The 13,155-nt window shown below is 39.9% G+C and carries 11 protein-coding genes; 6 read left to right on the top strand and 5 right to left on the bottom strand.

Going from position 1 to position 13,155, the window contains the following annotated elements; genetic code table 11:
* The 6 genes from MKY27_RS15745 (at position 1) to MKY27_RS15720 (ending at position 6,574) form a co-directional block, all read left to right on the top strand.
* On the top strand, positions 1-630 hold the full coding sequence (locus MKY27_RS15745) for a peptide ABC transporter substrate-binding protein (protein ID WP_339196224.1): 630 nt from the start codon (positions 1-3) through the stop codon (positions 628-630).
* Positions 627-1,601 carry a Gfo/Idh/MocA family oxidoreductase gene (locus tag MKY27_RS15740; RefSeq protein ID WP_339196222.1) on the top strand — a complete coding sequence of 325 codons (975 nt, stop codon included), beginning with the start codon at positions 627-629 and terminating at the stop codon, positions 1,599-1,601. Before MKY27_RS15745 ends, MKY27_RS15740 begins: the two co-directional genes overlap by 4 nt.
* A 74-nt stretch (positions 1,602-1,675) precedes the next feature.
* Positions 1,676-3,199 (top strand): hypothetical protein, encoded by a 1,524-nt coding sequence (locus tag MKY27_RS15735; RefSeq protein WP_339196220.1) that lies wholly within the window; start codon positions 1,676-1,678, stop codon positions 3,197-3,199.
* Positions 3,200-4,774: an FAD-dependent oxidoreductase gene (locus MKY27_RS15730; RefSeq protein ID WP_339196218.1), complete on the top strand. Its 1,575-nt coding sequence runs from the start codon at positions 3,200-3,202 to the stop codon at positions 4,772-4,774.
* Complete coding sequence (locus tag MKY27_RS15725) at positions 4,775-5,713, top strand: GNAT family N-acetyltransferase (RefSeq protein WP_339196216.1); 939 nt, start codon at positions 4,775-4,777, stop codon at positions 5,711-5,713.
* The gene (locus MKY27_RS15720) at positions 5,714-6,574 is read left to right on the top strand and encodes an ROK family protein (RefSeq protein ID WP_339196214.1); all 861 of its coding nucleotides are present in this window, start codon (positions 5,714-5,716) and stop codon (positions 6,572-6,574) included.
* A 274-nt stretch (positions 6,575-6,848) separates the two neighbouring features.
* On the opposite strand, the gene ugpC is transcribed toward MKY27_RS15720, so the two are convergent.
* The 5 genes from ugpC to MKY27_RS15695 form a co-directional block, all read right to left on the bottom strand.
* A complete protein-coding gene (gene ugpC, locus MKY27_RS15715) occupies positions 6,849-7,931 on the bottom strand; it encodes a sn-glycerol-3-phosphate ABC transporter ATP-binding protein UgpC (RefSeq protein WP_339196212.1) in 1,083 nt (360 codons plus the stop codon).
* A 75-nt stretch (positions 7,932-8,006) separates the two neighbouring features.
* Positions 8,007-8,858 (bottom strand): helix-turn-helix domain-containing protein, encoded by an 852-nt coding sequence (locus MKY27_RS15710; RefSeq protein WP_339196211.1) that lies wholly within the window; start codon positions 8,856-8,858, stop codon positions 8,007-8,009.
* A gap of 78 nt (positions 8,859-8,936) precedes the next feature.
* Positions 8,937-10,421 (bottom strand): sodium/proline symporter PutP, encoded by a 1,485-nt coding sequence (putP, locus tag MKY27_RS15705; protein WP_339173820.1) that lies wholly within the window; start codon positions 10,419-10,421, stop codon positions 8,937-8,939.
* A gap of 89 nt (positions 10,422-10,510) precedes the next feature.
* Positions 10,511-11,485: a proline dehydrogenase family protein gene (locus tag MKY27_RS15700; RefSeq protein WP_339196209.1), complete on the bottom strand. Its 975-nt coding sequence runs from the start codon at positions 11,483-11,485 to the stop codon at positions 10,511-10,513.
* Positions 11,486-11,785: 300 nt separating this feature from the next.
* Positions 11,786-13,081, bottom strand: a complete 1,296-nt coding sequence (locus MKY27_RS15695; RefSeq protein WP_339196208.1) for a sigma 54-interacting transcriptional regulator — start codon at positions 13,079-13,081, stop codon at positions 11,786-11,788.
* Positions 13,082-13,155: the final 74 nt, after the last annotated feature.

Genomic DNA, 13,155 nt, shown 5'->3' with positions numbered 1-13,155 from the left:
ATGAAAATCGTATTGGAAAAAGAACAGCAGCTACTTATGCACTCCCCATTGTACCAATTTACAAATGAGAACAGTGGTGAGCCTAATACCGTAACAATTTTGCAACAGCCTGAAGCAGACGCCTATAAGCCATTTTCAACGGTAGAAAAACAGGGTTGGATATACTTCGATTTATGGTCGTATTCATTTGCGATTCCATTACATGAAGTGTTGAAAGCACATGATACGGTTAAAGGTGTCCTTCGACTAAGAAGAACGACAAATAATTTCTCGTATATAGAAGAAGATATCCTTGCTTTATCGGAATGGTTTGGAAAAGTCCGGAACGTATCGGTACGCTCGAATGAAATCGGAGAAAATCATTATACGATTGTTTTGTGTGAATTCGGTGAATCGATGATGGCCCATTTAGAATACCGGACAGGTCAGGACCGGATTGAATTTGAATGGAGCAGCCATCTGCATATTGCAGAGTTTGATAGTTTACAAATGACGGGCGACAGTGACAACAATCGAAACTTGTTCAAAAATATAGATGCAGTCCAGCAGTATGCGGTGCAATGGGATGAAGCCTATGATGAAAATCTGAATGCTGTACGACTGCTCCTGCAAAGAGGTGAACTGCGATGAACATTGGCATTATGAGTTTTGCACATATTCATGCAACGAGCTATGCAACGGCAATTCAGCGTATACCCGGTACGAAACTAACCGCTATTTATGATACGGATACAAATAGAGGTATGGATGCGAGTAAGCAATATGATGTGCCATTTTTTGCGGATATGAATGGGTTTTTAGCTGAGGATCTCGATGTTGTGCTCATTTGCAGTGAAAATGTATTGCATAAAGAGATGGTAATTGCGGCAGCGAAGGCAAAGAAACATATTTTATGTGAAAAACCGATTGCTACGAATATCGAGGATGCAAAAGAGATGATCGATGTATGTAAAGAAAACGGTGTGCATCTGTCAATCGCTTATCCAGTACGATACAGTGCGCCCATCCGGGACTTGAAAGCGGCTATTGATGCAGGCGAACTTGGCGAAATCGTGGCAATCCGTTCCACTAACCGTGGGCAGAACCCGGGCGGATGGTTTGTCGATGAGGAGTTGGCAGGCGGCGGTGCGGTATTGGATCATACCGTCCATATGGTAGATATTATGCGCTGGTACATGAACAGCGAAGCAAAAGAAATTACCGCATTTGCGAATAACTATTTCACTGATCTTGATACGGATGATGCAGGAATCATGACAATTGTATTTGATAATGGAGTGGTTGCCTCACATGATGCAAGCTGGTCAAGATTTCCGGAATTTCCGACATGGGGTGATGCGATGATTGAAGTAATCGGAACGAAAGCATCACGCAAAGTCGATGTGTTCAACGAGAAGCTTAACCTGTACGGGAAAGGCAGTAAATCACTCACACATTTATATAGCGGAAATGATACCGACTTCGATTTAATTGTCGACTTTCTAAATTCAATTCAACAACAAAAGCAACCGCTTATTTCAGGTTATGACGGACTGAAATCATTAGAAATCGCATTGGCAGCATATGAATCAAACAACAGAAAGCAAGCAGTAAAACTATAGGACAATTCAAAGGATACTCGCAGCGGGTATCCTTTTCTTTCAACAGAAGCTGCTAAGGAAAGGAATCGATGCAGATGAACAAACTAAAAAATTATAAAAATGAAATTGAACAGTTTGCATTTGAGGAACTAGAACGCTTTTATACGGGAGATAAACCAGTCGTTTTTGAACGGTTGAATACTTCTGGCACTGGTGATGAATTTGTAATTGATCACACGGAAAAAAGCTATGTGATTCGCGGGAATACAAGTCGTGCCTTGTTGTACGGAGTATATAAACTGATTGAAAAGGTAGAAGGGCTTGTTTTTCTGGACTTGGAGAAGGAGAAAAAAATCGGTATTCAAGGGCTGGCAAATACGTATGAAGGAATACCGAAATTCAGTCGTCGTGGGAATGTGTTTGAAACAATCGATGACATCCCTTTTTTAAAGAGGATGCTCGATGTCGGAACAAAGAACGGGCTAAATGAAGTGTTCTTTACATTTTTCCTATGGGATGAAGTAAAAGAGGCGCTTTTGCCGGAAATAAAAAAACGCGGGATTGATGTTACGTTAGGCGGACATAGTTTACGTTATTTATTGGCAAAGGCAAATGGAGTTAGTGTTTCCGGAAAGGCTGCTGCTGATGGGGCGGTAAATGATTTAGTTGGCGAGGAAACAGAATTTACAGCGGCCAATGCGCTAAAAAATCAGGATTTTTTACAGGATGAAAAAGCACAACAATCCGTCATCGAAGTAATCGTATCCTGTTGTGAAGCAGAGCCTGTTATTTCTCGAATCTCTCTTTGGCCGGAAGATGTAGGAGCAAAAGGTGAAGAAGCAAAGCTCTTTTTAACTCAATATATGGCTTTTACCGAAAAGCTTCAGCAAGCATTAGCCGCTGCAGGTCTACAAGTGGAAGTGGAGCATATCGTCTATAACGCCGGACTAAGTTGGGAAATGCTTGAGCGCAAAGAACAGCCGGTGAGCTCGGCCGATGTTTTATATGCTTATTGGGGTCGAAATTATGCACATAGTTATGAATCACAACGTGATGAGCGAGCTTGGGAAAGTCTAATGGATTGGCGCAGGTCAACTGATAAACAGATTACTGTTTTTGAGTATTACAGTGACCACTTTATGCTAAGTGAACTTTTCCCGCTATTATTTAAACGAATCGCGACAGATATTGAAAAGTATAAAGAAGCCGGGTGTGATGGAATGGTCAATTTAGTTGTTCCACTTCATAAAATCGCAAAGGCCCAGCCACATATGGAGCAATACGATTATCAGAAGTACCAGCAATTAAATAATGTCGTATTTGCACGATCGCTATGGGAAGGTGTAGAAACTGTCCCGTATTTACTGTCACCGCCAATGCAGCAACTAGCCGAGGAATTGGAACATACTTTTGCTCAAAACAGCCAATATAACTCCATATTTTTCCCTAGCCGTGTTGTAGAGGCCAAGAATCCGGAAGCAAAAAATGTAGTACTGGAATTATTAAATAAGATGGGGCAGTTGCTGCAACAGGGGCAAATAGAGGAACCGCTTCAACAATATGTGGAGTCATTACAGCGAGTCGTTCAGACAACGAAATTACGTTGGGAGGCTTTATAAATGTGGGAAACGGTTTATTATTACCGTAAAAGAGATAAAAGACAGCAACATTACAAGCAGGATGTTTTAATATACGGAGCGACGCCGGCAGGCATTACAGCAGCGATTACCCTGAAAAAGAAAGGATATGATGTGCGTATTGCTGAATGCAGCCGTTTTGTCGGCGGGATGACGACAAGTGGACTTGGGGCAACGGACTTAGGTGCTGAGCAGGCGATTGGCGGTTTAGCACAGCAATTTTATGACGAAATCGCACACCACTATCGTATCGAAAAATGTGTACGTTTCGAACCACATGTAGCAGAATGTATATTCAAAACATGGTTGGATGATCATAGAATTGATGTCCAGACGGAGCAATTTATTGAATCAGCTCTTATTGAAAACCGTCAAATTCAGCAAATCGTTATGACAGACGGTACCACCTATGAAGCGAGGCAATTTATTGATGCCAGCTATGAAGGTGACTTGCTGGCACATGCAGGGGTTGAATATATTGTAGGAAGAGAAGCAAGCACAGTTTATAAGGAAATTTATAATGGAGTTCAATTTGGTACACAGCATCACAAATTTGAAAGTTTTATCGATCCGTATATAGAAGAAGGCAATCCGGCAAGCGGACTATTGTATGGAATTTCAGATGAGGTTGTGAAAGAGCACAATGGTGAGGGTGATCATCGAATCCAAGCTTATAATTTCCGGATGTGTTTAACAAAGGAACAAAAAGTGCCGTTCCCAAAACCAAATGGATATGAGCGTAATCATTATGCACTGCTGTTACGCTATATAAAGGCAGGGCATTGGGACGCGATGAAGTTACATACCTCTTTGATGAATGGAAAAACCGATTTAAATAATCATGGGGCATTTTCGACGGATTTTATCGGAATGAATTATGCATTTCCTGATGCGGACTATGAAATAAGAGAAAAAATATATCAGCAGCATGTAACGTATGTTGCAGGGTTACTGTACTTTTTAGCCAACGATGAAGAAGTGCCGCTTGTTATCCGTGAGGAAGTGAGCCAATGGGGATTGGCGGCAGATGAGTTTACCGATACAGGCAATTGGCCGCGCCAGCTGTATATAAGGGAAGCAAGGAGAATGTTAGGCGAGTATGTCATGACAGAACACAATGCATTACAGCGGGTGATTTGCGAACAACCTATTGCAATCGCATCTTTTCATATGGATTCACATAATTGCCGTCGCGTCGTCGTTAATGGGCGAGTAATGAATGAAGGCGATATCCAAGTACCGGTAAAACCATTTATGATCGATTTGCGTTCGCTGTTACCGAAGAAGGAGCATTGTACAAACTTAATTGTTCCTGTATGCCTAAGTGCTTCTCATATTGCATATGGTTCAATTCGGATGGAACCAGTATTTATGATGCTCGGGCAAGGGGCCGGTACTGTAGCGTCAGTTGCACTGCAGAAAGGGAAACCAGTTCAGGATATTTCATATGAACAAGTAAAACAACAATTAATAGAACAAGGGCAAGTTGTTGAATGGGATGAAAACTTTATCGATGATCCGTTACGTCGCATGGAAGAAACGTTTGGGGGGAAATAGATGCTAAAGCCAGTAACAAAAGAATCTCACAAGGACATAGTAGACTTATGGAATATTTGTTTGCCTGACTTTAAGTTGTCGGATCGCTTGCTTGAACAAAATACTTGGCAATCACCTTATGTTTTAGATGAGGGAAGTGCGATAAAGGAACTAGACGGGAAAATTGTCGGAGTTGTCGTTGCAAAAGTTTGGCATGATACTCACGGCGTTTCTTTAAATAAAGAACATGGCTGGATTCAAATGCTGCTTGTGCACCCGGATTACCGTCAGCAAAAAATTGCGACAGAGCTTTATCAATATGCAGAAAAGGCTCTTCTTAATAATGGCATAAAGAAAATTCAGCTTGGCGGGGATTTAGGCCACTTAATATGCGGAGTCCCTCTTGGTGAGCGGGAAGGTGTTGCATTCGCCGAAAAGTTTGGCTTTAAAAGAGTTGTCGAAAGTGTAGATTTTACAAAAACGATAACAGAACCATTGTCACTGCCTGAAAAAAATAATGTTCAATTTGTTTTATTAGTAAAAGAGGAACAACAACAACTCATTGATTTTATGACCCAGTCTTTTCCCGGGCGTTGGACTTTTGAAGCTCAGGACTATTTCGCTCACGGAGGTACAGGAAGAGATTATGTCGTTGTGAAATGGGAAGGTAAGATAGTTGGCTTCTGTCGTATAAATGATGAGCATAGTGCCTGGAAAGGGCCGAACTATAATTGGGCGGAGCAGTTTGACCGATTAGGTGGCATTGGTCCACTAGGGGTAAATGAAGACTATAGAAAGTATGGCTTAGGGCGTGCGGTTATTGAAGCTGCAGAATATTATTTGCAGCAACGTGGTAAAGAAACGCTCTTTATCGATTGGACAGATTTAATCGCCTTTTATGAAAAGCTTGGCTATACGATTTGGAAAGACTACGGAATTTTTGTAAAGCAGGTGGACTAAATGTGGATTTTAAGTGCTGATATCGGAGGGACAAAATTAGCACTTGCTTTATCGAAGCAAGAACAGCCGGAAAAATTAATAAAGCAAATTGAAGTAAAGAGTCCCCAGCAATCGGAGGCATTATTTGAGGCAATTATTGCGGGTTTTCATAAGCTTCTGGAAGATGAAGAGGGGGACGTTATAAAAGTTGCGGTCGGTTTACCGGGAATATTGGATTTACAACAAGGGCTTGTAGTTTTTCAGCAAAACTTGCCATGGCGTAATTTTCCGCTCGTCCAAAGACTTAAAAAGGCATTTCCGAAAGCTCAAGTTTTTATGGAAACAGATATGATGACTGCGGCAAATGGAGAATATAAAATCCGTCATTTTGAAAAAGAGACATTCATTTATGTCACGATCAGTACAGGAATTGCATGCTGTATTATTCATGAAGGAAGGTTTTTAAGAGGTGCCGGAGTTCCCGGAGAAATCGGTTTTTCGTTAACAAGCGCAGGTGCCTATTTTGAAGAAGTATGTGCTGGACCTGGATTATTGAAGAAGTTGCAGCAGGATACAAATGCAGAAGGAACCTTACAGCAATTCTTTGACCGCTATTATGAAAAGGATGAGCGTATTGTGCCACTTATACATGAATGGCAGCAGGAAATTGCTCAGAAGATTCATAGTTTCATGCTGCTAATAGATCCGCACGTTGTGGTACTGGGCGGAGGCGTTATGAATCATCATCCGCAAATTGTGGATGAAATTTCCCGTTTAGTTGATCAGTATTTCAGCCTGCCATTCTTTGAACATAAAAAAGGCAGAGTACAAGCAAGCATAAATAAAGGCAATGCAGGACTGATAGGCGCAGCGATGCTATAAAATTAAGAAAAGAAATTGGGACCTTCATAGAATTACCGTTGAATAAGAAGAAAGCTATTATTAAGAAACGGATACTTTGAAAAATTGATTGGAATGCAGGGCGACTCCTGCGGGAAAAGCGTGACGCCTGAGACTACAGGCTCAGGCCACGCCCGCGGAAAGCGTCCCGGAATGGAAATCAATTTTAACGCACAGCAAAAAAAGCTATTTTTCTCTCAGAGAAAAATAGCTTTTTTGGATTATGTCCGAGCCTTTTCATCTAATTATTCATTAATCAGCGAATACGCATTTCAGTTGCCGGATCAAAGAAGTGTGCTTTCGCTAAGTTGAAGTTCAGTGAAAGCTCTTCGCCCATAGCAACATCTGCATCCGGATGTATTTTACCTACAAATTGCTGGTCATCAATTGACGCATAAACAATCATTTCTGCACCGGTTAATTCACTTACTTGCACTATAGTTTTAACGACACTGCTTGTGTCCTGTTTATTGCCGTCGTTAATATCTTCAGGACGGATACCTAAAATGATTTCTCGATTTGTATAGTTTTGTTCTTTTAATACTTTTAGTTTTTCATCTGGAATGCGAACTTTTTCGCCGCCGATTTCAAAATATTCCCCAACAACATTCCCACGAAGGAAGTTCATCGCCGGTGAACCAATAAACCCGCCAACAAATACATTTTCAGGTGTATCGTATACTTCACGCGGTGTTCCGATTTGCTGAATGACACCGTCTTTCATTACAACAATACGTGAAGCCATCGTCATCGCTTCCGTCTGATCGTGCGTAACATAAATAGTTGTAGTATTTAAACGATAATGGAGCTTCGTAATTTCAGAGCGCATTTGTACACGAAGTTTTGCATCCAAGTTCGATAATGGCTCGTCCATTAAAAACAGTTTCGCATCACGAACAATGGCACGTCCTAATGCAACACGCTGGCGTTGACCACCTGAAAGGGATTTCGGCTTCTTGTCCAATAAATCCGATAAACCTAAAATTGCAGCAGCTTCACGTACTTTTTTATCAATCTGGTCTTTTGAGAATTTACGCAGTTTCAACCCAAAAGCCATATTATCATATACATTCATATGCGGATAAAGAGCGTAGTTTTGGAATACCATTGCAATGTCACGGTCTTTCGGTTCCACTTCATTCACTCGTTTACCTTCGATACGAAGTTCCCCTTCCGAAATGGATTCCAGTCCTGCTACCATACGTAAAGTAGTGGACTTCCCGCAACCAGAAGGACCAACAAGTACAAGAAATTCACCCGGCTCAACCTTTAAATGGAAATTTTCAACAGCTACATAGCCGTCAGGATAACGCTTTACAATATGATCAAAATCTAACATAAAAAACCAGTCCTCCTTTTTTCATATTATAAAAGATTAAGAGGGAAAATCCTTTGTGCAATGTGCTTAAAATTTTCAGATTTCTTTTGTTAATTTATTTAATTGTGCTGCTAAATAGGCTAATAACAGGTCATCACTACGCTTTAAATCCAAAGAAGTTTCTTCAAAATACCGTTGTGTACGATACAACAATGTATTGCGATGTATATGTAATTCCTTTGCGGCAGAGGACATATTTCCATTGTGAGAAAATAGGGTTGTAATGGTGGTAATCATTTCATCATTTAAATTATTAAACAATGTATGCTGCAAGTATTGCTGTAATGGAACATTTAATTGTAATGGCAATAAAGTTAAGAAGCTTTCAGAAAAAGTATAGATTCTTTCATGTTGCCGTTCTAAGATGGCCTGAAATATTTTTTGCTCCGATGTGAAAGAGTGGTGGAGCATTTCACAAACCGGCAGCATTTGACCTATAAAAAGTTGTCCATGCAAATAAAAGTCATTTTCCAGTATGGCGATGAAACCCTCCAGTTCCTCCCGTGAATAATCTTTAAACAATATAATCCAGAAAGTATTTGGAGAAATTTCAAGAAGGTAAGCATCATCTATAAAGAAAAGTTCGATCGCATACTTTAATTGCTCGGCATCTTTATTGATATGATATTGTAAAATCCGAATAGAAGTATAAGTAAGCGGCTTTCGTACAACACCTTGCGTTAATAATAATAACCACGGATCGGTTTGCTCACTGCATTCATAGTAAAAATGTTTTAACAAAAGAGCATCTCGTTCCGTAATTTCGCTTTTGGCAATCTCATACCAGCACGCATTAGGTGAATCATAAAAAACGACAGTTGCAGAATTTTGGATTGCCGGGTATGTATGATGTTTCTTAAGGGAAGGGAATAGTTGTGCAAGTTGCATAAAGTACCTCCATTAAAAGTTTTTCCGGATATTGAAAAAACGGTATATCTTATAAAAGATCATACCGTTTTATTGATACTATTGCTCTTCTTTTAAAATACGCTGTGTTTCATTGAATTCTTCTTCGATTTCCGCATTTGGTTTATACGTCACAATACTTACTACAACTGCAACGACTAAACACGCGATGAAGCCAGGTACAATCTCATAAAGCATACTTGTTAAACTTTCCGTACGTCCCCAAACGAATGCAACTGCCGCACCGGCAACCATTCCGGCAAGTGCTCCGTAGTTTGTAAGCTTACGCCAGAACAGAGAAAGTAAAATGATTGGACCGAATGCAGCACCGAAACCGGCCCATGCGAATGCTACAAGACCTAAAATTGTACTTTCAGGATTCCATGCAACAATTGCCGCAATAATAGATACGAATAGTACTGCGACACGACCTAAAAATACATAATGTTTATCTGTCGCAGTCTTGTTGAATAAAGCTTTATAAATATCTTCAATAAGTGCTGAAGAAGTAACGATTAATTGGGAAGAAATTGTACTCATTACTGCTGCTAAAATTGCTGCAAGTATAATTCCTGCAATGAACGGGTGGAATAAAATTTGCCCTAGTACGATAAATACCGTTTCAGCATCCTTTAATTCCGTACCTTGCTGCTGGAAGTAAGCTACACCAACCAATGCTGTTGCAAGGGCACCTATTAAACTGAAAATCATCCAGCCAATACCAATACGTCGTGCGCTTTTCGTTTCTTTAACAGATGAAATCGCCATAAAGCGTACGATGATATGCGGCTGACCAAAATAGCCAAGTCCCCATGCAAGAGAAGAGATAATAGCCGCTGCAGTAACAGTAGATGGCAGAAGGCTGAACATTTCCGGATCTACCGCTTTAATAGAATCGACCGTTTCTCCAATACCACCAGTTAAGAAAATTCCGAAAACTGGAACCGCAATTAAAGTAACAAGCATAATAATACCTTGAATTACATCCGTATAACTAACAGCCAGGAATCCGCCAAATAATGTGTAGGCAACAACTACCGCAGATACGAATAAAAGACCTGTATGATAATCCATTCCGAATGAGCTTTCGAAAAACTTGCCGCCTGATACCATTCCGGAAGATACATAGAATGTAAAGAATACTAAAATGATAATCCCTGATGCGATACGTAATAGTTTTGTGTTGTCACGCAAACGATTATCCAAATAACTTGGAATTGTGATGGAATCCTTTGTTACATGTGTATAAATACGTAATCGAGGTGCTACAAGTAACCAGTTTAAATAGGCACCGACTGTCAATCCGATTGCAATCCAAGCTTCCACTAGTCCTGATAAATAGATTGCACCAGGAAGCCCCATTAATAGCCAGCCCGACATATCCGATGCTCCGGCACTTAATGCTGTTACCGCTGCACCTAGACCGCGCCCGCCTAGCATATAGTCTGTCAGGTTACTAGTTTTTCGGAAGGCATACCAACCGATACCAAGCATTGCAATCATGTAAAGAATAATGGCTAACAACTGATAGCTATAATCCGACATAAAGACAACTCCTTTATTGATAATTTTTGACTAGTTTAACATGCTTCGATAGATGGTCGTCAACGCAATAAAATATGGCGCATCTGAACTTATCTGTACTTTTTAGACATACGTCCAGCTAAAAACGCACCTGCTGCAACCGCTAAAATTGTATTTGTTTTTTTCGTAAATACTTGTTTTGTGACAAGTGTCAGGTTTTGCGGGCGTTCAGCTAAGCGACGCATAAAGTAACCATACCAATCATTACCAAACGGTACATACGTACAGAAGTTGTATCCTTCTTTAGCAAGACTCAACTGCATCTCTTTTCGGAAGCCGTAAAGCATTTGGAACTCAAATTTATCATTAGGAATATTATGCTTTTGGACAAATTGTTTAACATGATTAATGACATTGTGATCATGTGTCGCAATTGAAGTGAATTTGCCATGTAGTAAATGGTATTCAATTTGCTCGATAAACTTGCGGTCAATATCGGCTTTATTTTGATAAGCGACAGATTCATCTTCTTTGTAAGCACCTTTTACGATACGTAAGCGGTAATCTTTAAAGCGTTCGACATTTTCATCCGATTCGAAAAAGTATGCTTGAATTACTGTTCCGACATTATTGTATTCAGCGTGGATCTTTTCCAATAGCTCAAATGAAGGATGTAGACGAGCATAGTTTTCCATATCGAAGTTAACAAAAATTTGATATTCATTTGCTAATGCAACGATCTCTTTTAAATTTTCAAAGCAGAATTCAAAGTCAATATCCAACCCTAATTGTGAAGGTTTTAGTGAAATATGTGCATCAAGGTTTTCACTGTGAATGCGTTCGATTACGGCCAAAATTTGCTCTTTTGCAGCAAGTGCAGCAGACTTTTCAAACACAAATTCCCCTAGATTATCAACCGTGCAAGAAATACCTTGTGCATTTAAATGTTTGATGCTTTCTATCACTTCATCGATATTTGTACCTGCAACGACACTTTGCGCCCCCAGCTTAAATCCGTACTTTTGAGCTGCAGAATTTAATGTTTGATTCTCTGAAAGTGCGATAAAAAAATCTTTTAATGACATTTTAATCAATCCCCCTGCGTTGAAAAAAGTATTTTATTGTTATTGAGGTGAGTATAAAACAAAAAATTTAAAAAAGGAAACAAATTTTGAGAGGTTCAGGGTTTGCTAGAAGGGAAATCGAGGAATACCAACGATTTTTAACGCAAAAAAATTTTGCTGAAATACTTTATTAAAACGTTTACATTCTCTTAAATACGCAATTTATATAACATGCAATGAAATGTTGCACAAATGGAAATGAAAAAGAGACCCCTGTGTCAGGCGCCTCTTTAATGGCAAATTATAGAATATATTACCATTTCATTTGCGTTTTAAACGGTATTGTAAACCTTGCCGGTGGATGCCGAGTGCTTTAGCTGTTTGTGAAATATTTCCATCGTTTAGCTGTAAGGCATGCGAAATATAATAATCTTCAACTTTACGCATATATTCATCAAGAGGCTGCAATGTTTGTCCGGAGAAGTCGAACAATTTTTGCTCCTCGGTAGTATGCGGCACGGCTTGCTGGAGCTTCCACTTGAAATATGCTGGTATATGTATAAGTTCGACATACTCTTCCGTTGTGAGTAGTGAGCTGATATCATCCAGTAATACTTCAAGTTCTTTTAAATTTCCTGGCCAGTCATAGTTCATAAATATTTCCTCGATATCAGGTGCCAAACCTTTCACAGGGCTGCCATACGCAATACGTCGGCGAGCGAAATAATCATCCACGAAAGGTTTGATGTCTTCACGACGCTCACGTAAAGCCGGCACTTGAATAGTCAGGTTGGAGAATAAGTAGTACAGATTTTTGGAAAGGTGACCTTTTTGTATTAAGTCAATCGGGTCTTCACCAATACTTGCTATAAATACATGGTTTCGTTCGGAATGTTGCTCCAGAAGCTCCACGATACGGTTCTGTGCTTCATCTGATAAAAACTCAATCCGCTCAGCAAAAAACGTATAGTTTTTTTCTTCGGCAATATATTTTTCAATTTGAGTGAGCAATGTTTCTTCATTGCGGCGGCAAATAAGTGTAATAAAGCGTTCGTTTTTTTCTGCCAGCTCATGATGAATCCCTTCTGCTATCATATCTTTCCCTGTTCCTGATTCACCGACAAGCATGACCGGAATACGTCCCAGCGCAGCAATTTTGGCTTGCTGGATTACTTGCTTCATCGATTTTGAGACAGCAGTAATGATATCAAAAGTTAATGGAGCGCCGTAACGGCTTAAAGGACGGTCCATTAAAAATTCCTGCTGTGTAATATCGCGGGAAAATTGGATAGCGATTTTTGTCCCATCATTTAGGGTATATGGATAATAGTCATTCATCAGTGCCACTTCTTCACCACGGGCATTCCAGAACGTTTGCTTAATATGTTTGAAACTTTGACCCGAAGCTAAAACTTTTTGCAGCATATTTTGCTCCAAGTTGAAGTCTAGCGACTGTGATAAAAAGCGCTGTGTAATTTGTTCAAGTGATTCACCGGTAAGTTCGCGCATTTTTTTGTTGTAAACGATGACTCGTCCATTTTCATCAATAGCGCAAATTCCGGTTTCTATTTTTTCAATCAAAAACTCAAAAACACTAGAGCGATCTAGTTGATTCATGCGGTGTAACCCCCTCCATTTCATTTTAGCATGGGAATGTCGTATTGAGATAATTTGCGTAATTTAGAAAAAAT

The organism is Solibacillus sp. FSL R5-0449, from assembly GCF_037975215.1.
Taxonomy (GTDB): domain Bacteria; phylum Bacillota; class Bacilli; order Bacillales_A; family Planococcaceae; genus Solibacillus.
The sequence above is the reverse complement of the archived record's forward strand: the minus strand, read 5'-3'. Positions and strand labels throughout refer to the sequence as shown.